Origin of the sequence: Streptomyces fildesensis, from assembly GCF_016107395.1 — a bacterium.
Taxonomy (GTDB): Bacteria; Actinomycetota; Actinomycetes; order Streptomycetales; family Streptomycetaceae; genus Actinacidiphila; species Actinacidiphila fildesensis.
On record NZ_JAAIKO010000006.1, the window covers coordinates 252,140 to 269,799 of the forward strand.

7 protein-coding genes are annotated in these 17,660 nt (G+C 73.2%); 5 read left to right on the forward strand and 2 right to left on the reverse strand.

Features of this window, described 5'->3' with window-relative positions; genetic code table 11:
• Window positions 1–104 precede the first annotated feature (104 nt).
• From C6N31_RS12815 to C6N31_RS12825, 3 genes are read left to right on the forward strand one after another with little or no spacing between them, the layout of a single operon-like run.
• Window positions 105–665: a sigma-70 family RNA polymerase sigma factor gene (locus tag C6N31_RS12815; protein ID WP_138358501.1), complete on the forward strand. Its 561-nt coding sequence runs from the start codon at window positions 105–107 to the stop codon at window positions 663–665.
• A complete protein-coding gene (locus C6N31_RS12820) occupies window positions 662–2,257 on the forward strand; it encodes a hypothetical protein (RefSeq protein WP_198357545.1) in 1,596 nt (531 codons plus the stop codon). The genes C6N31_RS12815 and C6N31_RS12820 overlap by 4 nt, the downstream gene beginning before the upstream one ends.
• A complete protein-coding gene (locus tag C6N31_RS12825) occupies window positions 2,254–6,936 on the forward strand; it encodes an FtsK/SpoIIIE domain-containing protein (RefSeq protein ID WP_138354355.1) in 4,683 nt (1,560 codons plus the stop codon). The genes C6N31_RS12820 and C6N31_RS12825 overlap by 4 nt, the downstream gene beginning before the upstream one ends.
• Window positions 6,937–7,013: 77 nt before the next feature.
• Here the strand turns inward: C6N31_RS12825 and C6N31_RS12830 are convergent, their stop codons facing one another.
• Together C6N31_RS12830 and C6N31_RS12835 are read right to left on the reverse strand one after the other, a co-directional pair.
• Window positions 7,014–7,319 (reverse strand): hypothetical protein, encoded by a 306-nt coding sequence (locus C6N31_RS12830; RefSeq protein ID WP_138354356.1) that lies wholly within the window; start codon window positions 7,317–7,319, stop codon window positions 7,014–7,016.
• Between the two features lie 69 nt (window positions 7,320–7,388).
• Window positions 7,389–8,378 (reverse strand): hypothetical protein, encoded by a 990-nt coding sequence (locus C6N31_RS12835; RefSeq protein WP_138354357.1) that lies wholly within the window; start codon window positions 8,376–8,378, stop codon window positions 7,389–7,391.
• A gap of 232 nt (window positions 8,379–8,610) precedes the next feature.
• On the opposite strand from C6N31_RS12835, the gene C6N31_RS12840 reads away from it, so the two are divergent.
• A complete protein-coding gene (locus C6N31_RS12840; protein WP_198357546.1) occupies window positions 8,611–14,913 on the forward strand; it encodes a putative T7SS-secreted protein in 6,303 nt (2,100 codons plus the stop codon).
• Entirely contained in the window at window positions 14,910–17,654 is a 2,745-nt protein-coding gene (locus tag C6N31_RS12845) for a right-handed parallel beta-helix repeat-containing protein (protein WP_138354359.1), read from the forward strand. The genes C6N31_RS12840 and C6N31_RS12845 overlap by 4 nt, the downstream gene beginning before the upstream one ends.
• The last annotated feature ends 6 nt before the right edge of the window (window positions 17,655–17,660 follow it).

Consider the following 17,660-nt stretch of genomic DNA (forward strand, 5'->3'; position numbering starts at 1 on the left):
GTGCGGTCTGTGGTGGATCCACCTATCCGGCGCTCCCTTCCCTCGCCCGGTTCCCCGCGCGCCGGGCGCCCCGATCACCCCGAACACTCCGAGGCAGCAGCACCATGAGTTCAGCGGCACTCTCCGCCCCGCGGTACGCGACACGCGAGACGGACGAGCGGTTCACCGCTTTGATCGGACCCCACCGCCAACCGCTTCTGCGCTACGTGCGCTCGCTCCTGCCCAGCGACCCGCAGCGGGCCGAGGACGCCGTGCAGGAGACCCTTCTGAGGGCCTGGCTGGCGTCCCCCACCGGCTCGGGGTCGCGGCGCGCCGACGGCTTCCAGCCCGGTCTGCCGTGGCTCTGCACCGTGGCCCGCAACGTGGTCATCGACTGGAGTCGCAGGGACGGTGTCCGCCCCGCCCTGCCCACCGCGTATCTGCCCGAGACCGCCGCCGTCGCGGACGACCAGGCCCGGGTGGTCGACCGCACCCACCTCGTCGAGCTGCTCGCCCCACTCTCCCGCCCCCACCGTGAGGTTCTGGTGTACACGTACCTGCTCGGATGTTCCGGCCCTGACACGGCACTCGCCCTGGGAATCCCGACCGGAACCGTCAAGTCCCGTCTGCACCACGCGATGCGCGACCTGCGACGTTCGGCCGCCTACTCGCGGGAGTGCGCGTGACCGGCCGGACGGCACCCGTCGCCGGCCCGCAGCCGCTCGCCCTGGCGATGCCGGACCGGAACTCCTGGCTGATCATCATCGGCCTGCTGGTCGCGCTGGTCCTGCTGATCTGGGTGGCCGCCCGGATCATCAAGTCCCAGGGCGGGTTCCGGCGAACGTGCCGGCGCGTCGTCTGGGAGACCCGGATGACCCGCCTCGCGTTCTCCCAGCCGTTCCGCGCCTACCGGCTGCACCGCCGCTGCGCGCGGATGCTGACGTCCTTCCTCGCCGACCCGGAGGCCCGGGTGCTCGCCGGCGCGGCGCTCGACCGCGCCGACGCGGCCCAGGGCGTCGGCTGCTACGCCCCGACCGTGTGGATCGCTCCGTCGCGTGACCGGACGCGGGTGGTCATCGCCGGCCGGGATCCGCTCGGCCCCTCCGGGGAGTGGACGGATGCCACCGACGGGCCGGGGGAGTGGACCTGGTCCGCCCCGGCGCAGGCGGAGCCGCCGGAGCCCTCGTCCGTCGCGGAGGACCGGGACCGGCTGCTGCTCGTCGTCGGTGTCGACCGCCGAGTGCCGGGGGTCGTCCTCGTCGACTGGCTGAGCGGCCCGCCCTCGCTGGTGGTCGAAGGCGACGGGCGGGTGGCGCGCAGCGTCGTGCACGCGCTGACCGCGCAGCTCGACAGCCTGCCGGACGGGCCGGAGGTCCTCGTCTCACGGGGCCTGCATCCGCGTTTTCCCGGTCCTGAACTCGACGAACTCATCGATGAGTTGTCCGTGCGCGAGCGCACGGAGGCTTCACCGGAAGTCGATCCGGACAGGGAATCGGACGGAGATACGGACGGGGACACGGACCCGGACGGTGGCTCGTACGCCGGGCTGCCGCCGATCCTGGCGTGCTGGATGCCGACACCGGAGCAGGCGGAACGGCTGGCCGTGCTGAGCGCCGAGGGCAGGGCCCGGGTACTCGTCGGCGGCAGCCTCCCCGGCTCCAGTTGGACCCTGCACGCGGAGTCCGACGGGCGGTTGCTGGGCCCCGGCATGCAGATCGACGTCGAGGCGGCCTCGCTCGGCCGGGCCGTGGGCCGCGCCATCCGGCGCCTCCGGTCGCGCGCTCGTGCCACGGCTCCGGTGACGACTCCTTCCGTGAGCGCAGCGCCTGGAGCTGCGGAAACGCCGCCGGTGGCGACGACCGCCGAAGCGACGGCCGGCGAACCCGGTTCCGGCGACCCGGACTTCACCGAACCAGCCGCCGTATCGCCCGCTGCCACCGCCGGCTCTTCGACGCGGCCCGCGGACCCTTCCCGGAACGAACGCGATCCGCTCCCCGCGACGGCCGTCGTCCCCGCCCCCGCGCCCGCACCGGACTCCTCCCCGGACCCGTACCCGTACCCGGACCCGGAAGGGGAACTGGACCCGGAACCCGCTCCAAGCGCCGCCCCGGCCGCCGCCTCCGCCGCCGTCCCAGCCCTCTCCCTGGACCCGGACCTCGACCTCGCGGAGCCCGAGCCCGCCGCCGCGCCCGCGCGGTCAGCGGGCATCTCCGCCGCGTCACGTCCCCTGCCCGCCGCCCCCGGCGAAATCCCGGATCGGACTTCTTCCACCCAGTGAGACTCTTCCTCAGCATCACTCCGGCCGAAACGCCGGACCAGGGCCGCGATCTCATGATCGACGCCACCGGCGCCACCACCGTCGGCGCGCTCGTCGCCAGACTGGCCTCTGCCGGCCGGGAGACGACGGGTGCTCACGGCGGCGATGAACTGCCCCCGCTGTATCTGGGGGACCGCCGGCTTCCCGCCGAGCTGCCGCTGTCCGCCGCCGGGGTGCGGGACGGAGCCAGGCTCGGCCTCGGTGGACCGGCCGCGCCGGAGAGCGGGGGTTACGGCCCGCTGCGCGACCTGCTGCCGCCGCCGTCCCGGTCCGCGGACGGCGAGCGGCTGCCGCGCGGCCCCCGGGTGGAACTCCAGCTGGTCGGCGGCCGGGACGCCGGGCGGGTCTGGCTGCTGGAGCCCGGCACGCACGGTGCCGGCCCGCTGCCGGGCAGCGCGGTCCTCCTGGAGGGCCGGGACGTGCCGTCGCAGGGAGTGCGGATCACCGTCCGTCCCAACGGGACCGTCCTGCTCAACACCCATCAGGCCGAGGGCGTCGCGCTGTCCGCGCCCGAGCCGCCGCCGGCCCGGCCGCGCGCCGACGCGATCCCGCTGCCGCCCGCCCCCGCCCCGGAACTGCCCGATCCGTACGCCGACGCCCATGAGCCGCTGCCGCGAGGCTGGCAGGAGTGGCCGCTCGGCGGTGAACTGGTGCTGGGCGAATTCCTGCTGCGGGTGGCGGAACCCACCGAGGCGGACGCGGCCGTCACCGTCTCCGCCGACGGCGCGTTCCTCGACTTCAACCGGCCGCCGCGGATCATTCCGCCGCTGCTGCCGGAACGCTTCGTCCTGCCGTCGCCGCCGAGCCCGCCCACCAAGCGCCCGGTGCCGCTGCTGGTGGTGTTCGCGCCGCTCCTCCTCGGCGTCGGCATGGTCACCATCCTCCATTCGTACTTCTACCTGATGTTCGCGGTCTTCAGCCCGGTCCTGGCCATCGGCAACTGGATGAGCGGCCGCAAGAGCGGACGCCGGGAGTACACCGACGGCGTCGCCAGCTACCGCGCCCGGCGCGCCTCCCTGGAACAGGACATCCAGCAGAAGGTCGACCGGGAACGGCGGTTGCGGGTGGCGGGCGGGCCCGACCCGGCCGACGCCGGACTGTGGGCGGTCGGCCCCGGCGCCCGCCTGTGGGAGCGCCGCCGCGGTCACCCGGACCATCTCGTACTGCGGGTCGGAACGGTCAACCAGTCCTCGCTGCTCACTGTCGAGGACACCTCCCGCGAGGACAACCACCGCTCCGTCAACTGGCGGATCCCCGACATGCCGGTCGGCGTCGACCTGGCCGGTGACGGTGTGCTCGGCATCGCCGGCGAGCGCGACGCGGCCCGCGCGCTCGCCCGCTGGGCCGTGGCCCAGGCGGCGATCCTGCACAGCCCCCGCGATGTGCGGATCACCGTCCTCACCGATACGGCGGGAGCCCCGGCCTGGGAATGGGTGCGCTGGCTGCCGCACGCCCGGCCCGGCCGTGGCGGTGTCTCCGCGGAGAACTCCGGCGGTCCGGCCGTCACCCTCGGCAACGACCCGGAGACCGTCGCCAACCGCGTCTCGGAACTGGTCTCGGCCGTCCGCGCCCGGATGCGCGCCCGCAACTCCGCGATGAGCGGGGCGCTGCTCAGCGAACCGGACCTCGTGGTGGTGCTCGACGGGGCGCGGCGGCTGCGTGACGTGCCCGGTGTCGTGCAGGTGCTGAAGGAGGGCCCGGCCGTCCGGGTCTTCCTGATCTGCATCGACCAGGAGGAGCGCATGCTCCCCGAGGAGTGCGTCTCGGTCTGCGTCGTCAACGCCCGGGACGTGACGCTGCGCCGCACCGGCAGCGCCGACCTCACCGAGATCCGCCCGGACCTGGTCGACACCGACTGGTGCGAGCGGATCGGCCGGGCCCTCGCGCCCGTCCGTGACGTCACTCCTGACGGCTCCGACGGTCTGCCGGACCGGGTCGGGCTGCTCGGCCTACTGGAGCTGGAGCCGCCGCGCGGCGAGGAACTGGCCCGCAGGTGGTCCAACCGGCCGGCCTCCACCGCGGCGCTGCTGGGCGTCGGCTACACCGGTCCCGTCACCTTCGACCTGGTCAAGGACGGCCCGCACGGGCTGGTCGCCGGTACCACCGGCGCCGGCAAGTCCGAGCTGCTGCAGACGCTGGTCGCCTCGCTCGCCGCCGTGAACCGGCCCGACGAGATGACGTTCGTGCTCGTCGACTACAAGGGCGGCAGCGCGTTCCAGGACTGCGTGCGACTGCCGCACGTCCTGGGCATGGTCACCGACCTCGACAGCCACCTGGTGGAGCGCGCCCTGGCGTCCCTCGGCGCGGAACTCACCCGGCGTGAGCGGATCCTGGCCAATGTGGGCGCCAAAGACCATATCGAGTACCGCGCCATGCGGCGGCGCGATCCGTCGCTGGCCGCGCTGCCCCGGCTGCTGCTGATCATCGACGAGTTCGCCACGCTGGCCCGGGACGTCCAGGAGTTCATCCCCGGCCTGGTCTCCATCGCCCAGCGCGGCCGCTCCCTCGGCCTGCACCTGATCCTGGCCACGCAGCGGCCCGCCGGCGTCGTCACCGCCGACATCCGCGCCAACACCAACCTGCGGATCTCGCTGCGTGTCACCGACAGCATGGACAGCATGGATGTTCTGGAGGTCAACGACGCGGTGACCATCTCCGCCGCGACTCCGGGCCGCGCCCTGGCCCGGATCGGACACCGTTCCGTCCTGCCGTTCCAGACGGCCTTCGTCGGAGCGCCCCGCGCGGGGAAGAGCGCCGAGGGCGAGCTGCCGCGTCCGGACGCGGCAGCCGGTACCGGGGTCGAAGCCCGACCGACGGCTGAGCCTCCCGTCTGGACCAGCGAGGTCAACTGGTCGCTGCTGGGCCGCACGGCCGCCGAGCCCGGCCCCGAGCACGCCTCGGACGCCGACGCCCCGGACCACTCGGACGACCCCGACGCCCCGACCGATCTGACGGCGCTGGTCGAAGCGATCCGGGAGGCGGCGGAGGAACTGGACGTGCCGCACCAGCCCAGCCCGTGGCTGCCGGCGCTCGAGCACGCCGTCTCGCTGCACGACCTGCCCGACCGGCCGGACCTGCCGAACGGCCGGCTGGCCGCGGTCCCCTGGGCGCTCGCCGACCTGCCGGGCATCCAGCGACAGGAGCCCCTGGAGCTGGACTTCTCCCAGTTCGGGCACTTGTACATCATCGGCACCCCGCGGTCGGGGCGCTCCCAGGCGCTGCGGACGATCGGCGGCGCGCTGGCCCGCCGGCACTCCTCGGCGGACGTGCACCTGTACGGGATCGACGCGGCGGGCGGCGCGCTCGCGGCGCTCAGCGCGCTGCCGCACTGCGGTGCCGTCGTCCCCCGGGCCGACCTGGAACGCCTCAACCGCCTGCTGGCCCGCCTCCTCGGGGAGATGGGCCGCCGTCAGGAGCTGCTGACCCAGCACGGCGTGGCCAACCTCGCCGAACTGCGCACCCTGCTGCCGGCGGCCGAGCGGCCCGCCCACCTGGTGGTCCTGATCGACGGCTGGGACTCGTTGACCGCCCTGCTCGGCGACCACGACGGCGGCCGGCCCGTCCAGGAGCTCACCGCGCTGATCCGCGAGGGCGCGCCGATGGGCGTGCACGTGATCGCCACCTCGGAACGCGCCCTGCTGTCCGGCAAGGTCGCCTCGCTCAACGACGAGCGGCTGCTGCTGCGGCTCACCGACCGCAGCGAGTACATGCTGGCGGGTATCCCGGCGAAGCTGATCCCGGCCGTGGTCCCGCCGGGGCGCGGCTGGCGCGGCGGCAGCGCCGCGGAGGTGCAGGTGGCGCTGCTCGGCGAGGTGTCGGGCGGCGTGCCCACCGGCCGCGAACAGGCGGAGGCGCTGCAGCGCATCGGCGCCGAGGCGACGCGCCGCGACCGGGACGTCCCGGCCGCCCGGCGCCCGGCCCGGGTGATGACGCTGCCGAAGCAGGTGACGTTCACCGATGCCTACGCGAAGGTGCCGGCGGCCCAGCGGCGTCCCCTGTGGGGGCTGTTGGGCATCGGCGGCGACGATCTGGAGCCGGTGGGTGTGGACTTCGCGGCGGACTCGCCGTCGTTCCTCATCAGCGGTCCTCCCGGGGCGGGCCGTTCCACCGCGCTGGCCAGTCTCGCGGTCTCGCTGCTGGCCGGCGGGACCCGGGTGGTGGCGATCACCCCGCGCGAGTCGCCGCTGCGCGGGCTGCGCAGGCACCCGCAGGCCGTCGTGCTGGAGTCGCCCGACCCGATGGCCGACGAGGTCCGCGAGGCGCTGGAGTCCGGGACCGGGCCCGCGGTCGTGCTGGTGGACGACGCGGACCTGCTCGCCCAGATGCCGGCCGCCGACTCGGTGCTCCGTGACATCGCGGCCACCGGACGCGACCGCGGCTACGGGCTGGCGGTCGCCGCCACCGCGGAGACCCTCACCTCGGCGGGCATCGGCTGGCTGGGCCAGGTACGACGGGTCCGCAAGGGCGTCCTGCTGTCCCCGCAGTCCCCGGCCGAGGGCGATCTGCTGGGCATCCGCGTCCCGTACGACCTGCTGCGCGGCCGGCCGACGCCCGGCCGCGGGCTGACCGTCGACCCGGTGTCGGGTCTGCTGGTGTCGGTGCTCGTCCCGGAGACGGTGCTGCGGGCGGACGACGCCTGATCCGTCGTCGGCCTGTCGCGGAAAACGCGCGCGCCCGCGGCCACCCGGAAAGGTGGCCGCGGGCGCGCGCGTTGCCGTCAGGCCTGGTTGGTGCTGGCCGCGATGTCGGCGTCCATCTTCTCGACGGACTCCTTGATCTTGGTGAACTGCATCGCGAAGCTGTTGATGCTCTCCACGGCCTGCTGCAGCGAGGCCGTCAGCTTCTCGTAGGCGGCCTTCATCGCGGGACTGCTCTGCTGCATGAACAGGCCGTTGTCCAGCAGCCCTTCGACGGAGGTCTTCGTCGACAGCAGGTGCGGGTTGATGTCGTTGACCGCCTGGTTCATCACGCCTGAGACGCGCAGGATCTCGGTGTAGTCAAGGTTGATGTTGCCTGCGGGCATGGTGCGCTCCCTTGGTTGTGGGGTGACCGTGGTGCCGTTCCCGGCTCACGGGTCGGGCCGGTTCCGGCCCTAGTCGTCGTCGGACGTCGTCCAGCCGCTGTCGTGGTCCGCGCTGTCGCTCTTCCACTCCTCGGTCCGGCCGTCGGTCACCACGGTCTTGGTGCCGCTGCCGTCCTCGTTGACCTCGACGGTCGTGACGACCTCGTGGCCGTTGAGGTCCACCGAGGAGTGCGTGGTGCCCTTCACGGTCTGCTGGTTGCCGTCCTTGTCGGGGCCGACGGTGGTGTAGGTGGTGTCCGAGTCACGGTGACCGGTGGTCGTGTCGTAGACCGACGTGGTCGTGCCCGTGGTCGTGCTCTCCTTGCCGTCGGGGTCCTTGGTGGTGCTGGTGAAGTGGTCGTTGGTGTTCTTGGTGTTCCCCGACTCGGTGGTCTGGCTGTTGCCGGTCGTGGTCGTGACATTGCCGTAGACATCGGTGGCGGACGAGTCGTACGTGCCGTCGGCGTGGTAGTTCGTGGTGTCCGTACTGGTCAGGCCGGTGTTCGTGTGCTGCGTCGTGGTGATCTTCGTCGGCTTGCCGTCCGGGCCGTACTCGTACGTGGTCGTGGTGGTGTTGCCGTGACCGTCGTCGGTGGTCCAGGTGCCGGGCCGGTCCGCGGGCGGCTTGGGCGCGTGCGGGTCGTTGGGGTCGGCGTTTCCGGCCGCGACCGCCGCCTGCCAGTCGTCCCAGATCTTCTTCTGGGTCGTGTACAGATCCGCGGCGAGCGACGCCTCCTGCTTGCTCGCCTCACCGGCCAGCCGGAAGTCCCAGTCCGCCCAGCCCCGCGCCACCCCGTCGTAGAGGTTGCCGAGCTTCTCCAGCTTCTCCTCCGAGCGCTTGAAGGAGCTCTTCCACACGGAGTAGTAGGCGCGGATGGCCGTGGAGACCGACGCCGCACCGGTCTCGTTGACCGTGTAGTCCTGCTTGCCCTCGCGCGCCGCCTGGACCTGCCCCTTGAGGGTGCGGGCCTTCTGGGCGACCTGGTTGAGCAGTTCGTAGTCGACCGCGATGTCGGGCACAGCCACTCCCGGGGGACGGAGTCGGGGACGGGACGCGTACGTAAGATCAAACGCACCCGGGATCCGAACGGTTCAGTGATCCGGATTACACCCGGCTCCGCGGCCTGTGACGTCAGCCTGTGACGTCGTTCACAGAGTGAACCGATCAGGCGCGCTCTGCGTAGACATGATGTCCGGTGCCGTGGAGCCCGGCTCTTGCCTACGGCCGATCGCCGCCAGGGGGTGCTTGAACGTGGGAACGCGTCCAGGGGACTGGAGTGCGCTCGGCCTGGACGGCGATCCCACCCCGGGAGACCCCGCCACCCTCACCGTCGTCGCCGACGCGATGCGCGATCTCGCCACCTCGGCCGGGACCATCAACACCGGGCTGAAGGAACTGCAGGTCACCGCCGGCGACGGCCAGCGCTTCATCGGCAAGACCGCCGACGCGCTGCGCGACAAGGTCGACGACCACCTGTTCAAGTTCGTCGGGCGGGTGGAGGAGTCCTTCCACACGGCGGAGACCGCGCTGCGCACCTACAGCACCGTCGTCACCAACGCCCAGGCCGAGGCGGACCAGGCGTTGTCCGCGGCGCAGGGGCTGCCGCAGGACGACGCGCAGCTGCCCGGCCTCAAGCAGCGCGCCAGTGACGCCAAGGGCGACGTGTCCACCGCGGCGAAGGAACTGCGCAAGCAGCTGCACACGGCCGGCGAGCTGATGGTCCAACCGGTCAGCGACTGCGACCTGTTCTGGGAAGTCTTCCAGTGGCTGACGATCATCCTGTCGGTGCTCGCGATCTTCACCGGCGGCATCCTCGCCGTCATCGCCTGGGGCATGAACGCCGTCCTGCTGATCAAGACGATCGTCTCGTTCAGCCAGGGAAAGGCCAGCGGTCTGGAGCTCGGACTCGCCTTCCTCGGTGTGCTCTTCCCGACGACCAAGGGCATCAACGTCGGCGCCTTGCTGAAGGGGCTGGGCAACAGCCTCAAGGGTGGCGTCAACGGCCTGGCGATGGCCGGGAAGAACATCTGGTCGCAGATCGGCCACTTCTCCACGCTCACCGGCCTGCCGAAGTTCGTCATCGCGCCCATGGTGATCGGCTCCCACCTCGGCCCCGCCCTCAAGATCGACCTGTCCGGCCTGCTGCGCGGGATCAGCAACGGTGCCAAGGGCGGCTGGAACACGATGGTCACCGCCATCCACAGCGACTGGGTGAAGTTCACCGGGAACGTCGTCGGCGACTGGGCGAAGGTCGGAACCTACGGGCTGGTCAACATCCAGCGGATGGGACGGTTCGGGATCGCCGCCCTCGTGCCGCTCAACGCCACCGAGATCGGCGTCCTCGGCTTCGGCGGCGCGGCCCGGCTCGCGTTCGGCGAACGTGTCCTGGGCATTCCCCACCCTGAGCTGCACGAACTGCTCGTCAACGCGGGCCGCACGGACGCCGCGCTGCACTTCGGCTCGCCGCTGGCGGGCGGCGGACACGGCACGATGGTGCCGTCCCCGATGGTGTCGCCGGGCGGACTGCACTTCTCGCCGGGGACGTTCAGCCCCAACTCCTCGCTGGGCTCGCTCTTCCGGCCGGGCGCGGGGTTCGGCGCGGCCGGCACCACCAACCTCGTCCACCTCGCCCTGGGCTCGATGCCCACCGTCAACCTCGCCCACCTCGGCATCGGTTCGCTCGGCACCATCCGCGGCGCCGGGCTCGACGGCCTGCACGCGCCGGGAGCCTCCCTCAGCGTCCCCACCGCGGTGAACCCCGGCTCGGGCGCGCTCAGCATCGGCGGTCTGCACGGCATCGGATCCCCCTCCGTGGTCGGCCACGCCGGCGGTGCGCCCGGCCTGCACATCACCGGTCTCGGGGCGCCGCACCCGGGCGGACTGAGCGTCGGCGGGTCGTCCCTGGTCACCCCGCCGCTGCCGCACGGCATGACGATGCTGCCGGGCGGTCTGAGCGTGCCGCTCACCCACGGCGCCGGCATCTCCGCCGGGTCGCAGCTCGTCCACAACGCGGACCTCGCGGCCGGCCACGTACGGCTCGACAGCAATCTGCTGCTGCCCGGCCACACCGCCATCGACCTGCTGCGCGACGCGCACGGCTCGTCCCCGATGGTGCACATGGACCAGGTGGTCTCCGGGGTGCACCCGGGAACGACGAGCGTGCCGCACACCGTCGGCATGGGAGAAGGCGTCACCATGGCCCGCGGCGCCGTCGGCCACGCCGAAGCGCTGAACGACCTGACCTTCCCCGAACTGCGCGCCCTGGCCTCGGGGGACGTCGCCGTGACCGGTATCCGGGCCGACGGCATCACCCTGCGCATCGGGGACTCCGCGCCCAAGACGATCGACGCGCACGCGGTGGCCAACACCGCCCCGGTCCCGCCCGCGCCCGTCGCCCATGTGGCGACCGGCTCCGTGACGGGCGTGCCCTCGGCCGGGGTGCACGGCGTCCAGGGCGAGCACGCGCTCACGGTGCCGGTGCAGCCGGGCGTCCGGACCACGCCCACCGCTCTGGCGGACCGCCCGTTGCCGTCCGTCACGCATGGGGCGGCGGTGCACCCTGCCCCCGCGCCGCGCGCGTTCAACACCCCTGGACCGCTCCCGAAACCCACCCTGTCCACGCACGACCTGGCGATGAGCCTGCTGCGTGGTGACGACGAGCTCCGTGCGCCGGTTCCCACCGGGCTCAGCGCCCACTCCGGTGCCCCGGCCGGCGTCTCCGCCAAGCCGGGACTGGACGCCGCTGGCGCCGGCCACTCCGGCTCCGCGAAGGGCGCGCTCGACCTGGTCGCCCGACCCGGCACCCCGGTCAAGGCCGACGAGGTGCCCCTACCCGGCACCCTGCACGTGGCGGTGGCCGAGGTCCCGGTGCCGCATCTTCCCCCGCGCGTGGACAAGGGCAAGGGCATAGCGGTCGATCAGCCCGCCGTGGTCACCCCGCTGCCGCCCGGCGGGCGGTTCGGTGGCCGTGCCGCGGAGTTGGTGATGAACCAGCGGATCCACGCCGCGCGGCAGATCGTCATCGGCGGCTCCAGCGGCTCCGAGGCCGTCGCGAAGCTCAACGCCTGGGCCAGGTACGAGCAGTCCACGACCAAGCTGGGCAAGGCCGAGCAACAGCTCGACCACGTGACCCCGCCGCCCGGCCAGGGCGCCTCCACCGGGCCCACCGCCGCCTACCGGACGGCGCTGGCCGACGTCGAGCGGACCGGAGCGGCCGTCGACAAGGCCGAGGACGCCCTGATCGCGCTCGGCATCGACGCCCGTGCCACCCGCATGGAGATCCGCTCCGTCACCGGCAAGATCTTCACCGACCGCGGCGGCCTGCTCGGCGGCGCCCCCTCGACCCGCCCCCGTCCGCCGCGCCCCGGCGCAGCCGACCTGAACACACCGTCACCGACCGCCTCGCACACCGCCGCCGACGACGCGATGGACGTCGACGTGCCCTCCACCGGCCCGCACACCACCGGCCGGACAGTCCCGGGCGGCTCCACCCCGCACACCGTGCCGCACCCGGCCGGCCACGACGTCACCATGTCCCCGCCCGCGCGGCACGGCGACGACGCGATGCAGATCGACACGCCCGCCCCGACCGGCGGCGCCCATACCTGGCACCCGCCGGCGGGTGCCACGGCCGATCAGCACACCGCGGTCAACGACGCCTTCGCGCACCTGGGCGGGCACACCCCCGAACCGCTGACCGCCGACCGCTATGCGGCCCTGGTGCACGGAAGCGTCGAGGAGTCCCGGCCCATCGCGTACGTGGTGAACGCGATCGTCAACTACCGGGAGCTGCGCGGCCTGCAGTCGTTCCTGGACTCCGTCACCCACAACCTGACCGGCTTCGACGGCCGGGTCGCCGTCGTCATCGGCGTCAACGGCCCGCGCAGCGAACTCGCCGCGATCCGCGGGGCCATCGACAACGCGCTCGGCGGGGCTTCGTTCCCGCACCCCCTCGCCCTGGTCGCCACCCCGATGGCACCCAGCGCCAAATTCGCGTACGGCACGGCCCGCAACGCGACCATGACCAGCGCCGCCAGCACCCATCTGGCGGAGACGATGATCAAAGAGGGTAAGCACCCCTACTTCTCGATCATGGACTTCGACGCCCACCCGCACACGGTGCCCAGCGGTGAGCACGTCTTCCGGCACTTCGACGAGGCGCTGGGCGCTCACGGTTCGCCCGGGTTCCCGCCGCTGCGGCCGCTGATGATGTCGGGCGGCTACCGCATGCCCGACACCGCGGTGGCCGGCGTCTCCGAGGACCTGGTCAAGGTCACCAACGAACGGCTCGCCGCCGATGCGGCGAAGGCCCCGAAGCCGGCGAAGGCGGCCACCGACGGGGCGGTGAAGAAGCCCAGGGTGCCCAAGGTCAAGGGCGATGTCACCGAGGACTTCCTGCCCACGCTCGACGCGCGGATCCGCCTCGACATGCGGATCCGCGACCGGCTGGCGGGCATGCACCCGCAACTGCCCTACTCCCCGGAGCCCAACCTCTTCGTCGACGCGGCCGCCGTCATGCTGCACCGCCCCGACGCGCCGCCGGTCCGGTTCGGCAACGGGGGCGCGGAGTTCCAGACCCTCAGCGAGCGGCTCAACCTGCTCAACGCGTGGGAACTGGACCGGAACCTGCCGCTGCCGGCCTTCGGCGGTGTCAGCCACATCCAGCTGTCGGACCTCCTGAGCCGGATCGACGACGCCTTCCGGACCGACCGCCCGCCGCTGAACCAACTGGAGCTCCACCAGGCCCAGGCCGTGCTGCACGACCTGGCGAACGCCGTACGCAACGGCGACCCGCTGGTCGGGGCGCTCAAGGCCGACCGGGCACCGACGGTCCTCGACGGGCTCGCCGACGCGCTGGGCCGCGGTGCCCACCTGCCGGGCGTCCCGGCGGCCGCCGCCCGCGAGGCACGGCAGATCCTGTGGCGCACCGGCGAGGCGCTCGACGCGCGGCTGACCCTGCGCGAGCTGAACGCGGCCAACCACGTCCTGCCGGAACGCGGAACCGCGTTCCTCACCGACTTCCAGGGCGCCGCGATCCCCACCGACGTGTCCCGGCTGCTGAAGGACCTGTGGAAGGACGGCACCCTTCCGCAGGACCACGCGCACATCAAGAAGCCGCTGGACCGGCTGTTCAACACCGACGCGTCGGGCGGCAACGCGCAGGCGGGCCGCAGCGGACTCGCCCTGGCCCCGCACCGCGACGACTGGATCGCGAAGCAGTACGCCAAACTGCGGCCGGACCTCAACAACGGCCGGCCGTTCGACCCTCTGTGGCCGTCGCGCCACGGCGCCGGCGACCCGCCGCGTCCCACGGCCGGGGCCCTGTCCGACGGTCTCGACCCACGGCTGGGCACTCCGGTGACGCACCCGGTGGGCACCGCGGTCTCCACCCCGCTGCCCGGCGAGGGCGCGGCGGTGTTCGCCGGGATCGACCCCGCCGAACTGCGGCTGGTGTCGCACAGCCTGGCGCTCAGCGCGGACACCACCCACTTCCTGCGCCACCTGCGGTACTTCGCCGCGGAGCACCTGCCGACCCGGGCCATCGACCTCTCACCCGGCTCGCTCTTCGCGGCGCTCGACCGCGCCGACGGAACGGCGGGTGATCTGGACCCGGCCCGGATGCTGCAACGTGCCTTCGACCGGATCGACAGCGTCGGCGGGGTGACGGCGGCGACCGCACAGAAGCGGCTGAAGCTGTTCACCGACGGTCTGAACGCCCACAACATCGGTGTCGAGGACTTCTTCGTCCGGCTCGTCCAGGGACGGATCCACCCGCCGACGGACACCCTGCAGGGTCTGCGCGCGACCGTCGGTGGTGCGCACTTCGCCATGGACGAGGGCAGCCTGCATGTACTCAGTTTCTACGCGCACGCGGTGGGCCGGGACATCCGGGTGACGGGCGGCGACGGAGTCGCCCACCTGATCAACGGGCCCACCAGCGGCAAGCGCGCCCGCGACCTCCTGGACATCACCTGGCACGACGGCCCCGGGGGCGGCGGCTGGCACGCACGGCTGTCCGACGGCCCGCCGCCGGGCGCCGACGGTCGCGGTCCGACCAAGCGACCCCGCACCGACGCGCCCGGCGGCCGGCCCCCGCACGCGCCAGGACGCCCGGACCACAGCGTGCCGTCGACGGACCCGGGCACTCAGGTCAAGGGGAAGGGCCGGGCGTCGGCCACCGCTTCGTCGTCCACACGGGGCGTGGAGCCCGGCGGCTCCACCTCGGCCGCTCCCCAGGTCACGCGCGTCGATGCCGAGGCTGCCGCATGGCGCGCGTACACCGAGGCCACCGGTGAACTCGGCTCGGCACAAAGGGCACTGCAGGCGCTGGAACGGGGGACCGGCAGCGCCGGCGCGGGCACTTCCCGCGCCACGTCCGGCGCCTCGCACGCCTACAACCAGGCGATGGACCTGATGCGCCGGGCGAACACGGCCCTGAACCGGGCCGAGGCCGAACTGGGCAGACTGGGCATCGACCTGCAGGCCGCCATGCACAATCTCACCCTCAACCCCGGCCGCCACCGGCCGCCACCGCCCTCCGGAGACGCCCCGTGACCCCGCCCCCCGCCCGACCGGCGATCCTCTACGTCGCCGATCCGGAACGGCAGCCGACGGCGCACCCGACGATCACCGCGGCCCTGAACGCCGCGGCGGACGGCGACGAGATCCGGATCGCCCCCGGCGACTACGCCGAGGCCCTGCGCGTCGAACGGAGTGTCTCGCTGCTGGCCTGGACGGCCGATGGTGAGGACGCACCCGTCCGCCACGGCCCGGTGACCGTCAACGCCCCCGACGAGGACCGGCCCGGCCTCGAAGTGGCCGCCGGCGCCAGGGTGGTGCTGCGCGGGCTGACGATCCGCGGTGGCGCGGCGAACCGTCCCGCCGTACGACTCGCCGGCGGCAGCACCGCATGGTCCGGCGGCGGCATCACCCGCGGCCGGCTGGAAGTCCTGGGCGACGCGGCGGCCCGGCTGTGCGACACGACGCTCACCGGAGCGACCCTCACCGGCGCCCTGCTGCGCACCACCGGCACCGTGCATCTGACCGACTGCGTGCTGGCCGACGCCGACGGCACCGGACTGGTGGCCGGCGGCTCCACCCACCTCGAACTGGAACGCACCACCGTACGAGGAGCGTCGGGCTCCGCGCTGCGCATCCGCGAGAGCGCCAGGGTCCTCCTGCGCGACAGCCGGATCGACCGCGCGGGCCGCAGCGGCCTGCTCGTCGAGGACCAGGGCTCCGCGCTCCTGACGGACTGCCGGATCCGGGACTGCGGCGCCGAGGCGGTCCGCGTCCTGGGCAGTTCGCCAGCCCCCGTGGACCCCGCCGGGGCCGACGACCGGACGGTCCGCGCCGACGACGGCGTACGCCTGCACGGCTGCGAACTGACCGGCTCCGGCACCGACGCGGTGAGCGTCACCGGCCCCGGCCATGTGCTGCTCACCGCGTGCGTGCTGCGCGACAGCGGCGGTTCGGGCGTGAGCGCCGGGGACGACTCCCGGGTGTGGCTCGCCGACACGCGGATCGTCCGCACAGCCGCCGCCGCGCTCCGGGTGCACGGCGCCGCCCGGCTGACCGCCGGGCAGAGCACCGTACGGGACTCGGCCGCCAACGGCCTGCTCGCCGCGGACGACGCGACGGTACGGCTGGAGGACTGCGAGGTCGGCGAGTGCCGCTTCAGCCCGGTCCACATCGGAGGGCGGGCCACCGTCGTCCTCACCAGGCTGCGGGCGTCCGGATCACCGGAGCACGGCGTGCACGTGGTCGGCGACGCGACCGTGGAGATGACGGACGGGTCGATCGCCCAGTGCGGGATGTCCGGTCTCGACATCGCCGGGGAGTCACGCGCGGAGGTACGGGGACTGAGCGTGCTGCGCTGCCGCAACGGCATCACGTCCGCGTCCCGGGGTCCGGTGCGGCTGCTCGACTGCGAGGTGACCGACGGGGAGCGGGCCGCCGTCGTGCTGGGGCCCGGCGAGATCGAGCTGACGGGCGGGCGGCTGCTGCGGCCGGGCACCGCCGGGCTCGTCGTCGAGGCGGGCGCGCGGCCACGGGTGACGGATCTGGAGGTCCGGGAGGCGGCCGGCTCAGGAGTGGTGGTGGCCGGGGACGCCGAGCCGCGGCTGAGCGGGGTCCGCATCGTCCGGCCCGGCAAGAACGGCCTCATCGTCGAGGCCGGGGGAGCGGGACTGTTCGAGGACTGCGACATCACCGGACCCGGTTTTCCCGCCGTGCACCTAGGCGCCGGGGCGACTCCCGTGCTGCGGCGGATCCGGGTCCATGACGCGGACGAGGACCTGAGCGCCGACCCCGGGGCCGATCCCGTGGTGGAGGACTGTGTCTCGGTCCGGGTGACATCCCCCCTGTGGCCCGCCGCTTCGCTTCCGGTCGCGGTGGCGTCCGGCCCGTCGGGAGCACCTGAGGTGAAGGGCTCCGGGGAGAGCGAGCCGGCCGGGGAGCCCGAGGAGAGCCTGGACAGTCTGCTGGGCGAACTCGACGAACTCATCGGACTGGCCCGCGTCAAACAGGATGTGGCGTCGCTCGTCAAGCTGATGCGGATGGTGCAGCGCCGCAGTGCGGCGGGACTCGCGGCGCCCCCGCTGAGCCGGCACCTGGTCTTCGCGGGGAACCCGGGGACCGGCAAGACCACCGTGGCCCGGCTGTACGGCCGGATCCTGGCCGCGGTCGGGTTGCTGGAGCGCGGCCACCTCGTCGAGGCCGACCGCTCGGCGCTGGTCGGCGAGTACGTCGGCCACACCGGGCCGAAGACCCAGCGGGTGTTCCAGGAGGCCATGGGCGGTGTGCTGTTCATCGACGAGGCGTACTCACTGGCGCCGGTCGGCGGCAGCGCGGGCAACGACTTCGCCCAGGAAGCCATCGCGACCCTGGTCAAGCTGATGGAGGACCACCGGGACTCGGTGGTGGTGATCGTGGCGGGTTACCCCGCCGAGATGGAGCACTTCATCGACTCCAACCCCGGGCTGGCGTCGCGGTTCAACCGGACGCTGCTGTTCGAGGACTACGACACCGCCGAACTGGTGCGGATCGTCGAACAGCACGCCGCCTCGCACCAGTACGACCTGACGGACGCGGCCCGGGCGATGCTCGACACCTACTTCGCCCATGTGCCCAGGGACGGCCGGTTCGGCAACGGCCGCTCCGCCCGCCAGGCGTTCCAGGCGATGACGGAGCGGCAGGCCTACCGGGTCGCGGAGATCGACGAGCCGACCGATGACGATCTGGTGACGCTGTCCGAGCTCGACCTGCCGGAACTCGACACCCAGCCCGCGACGTAGCGCCCG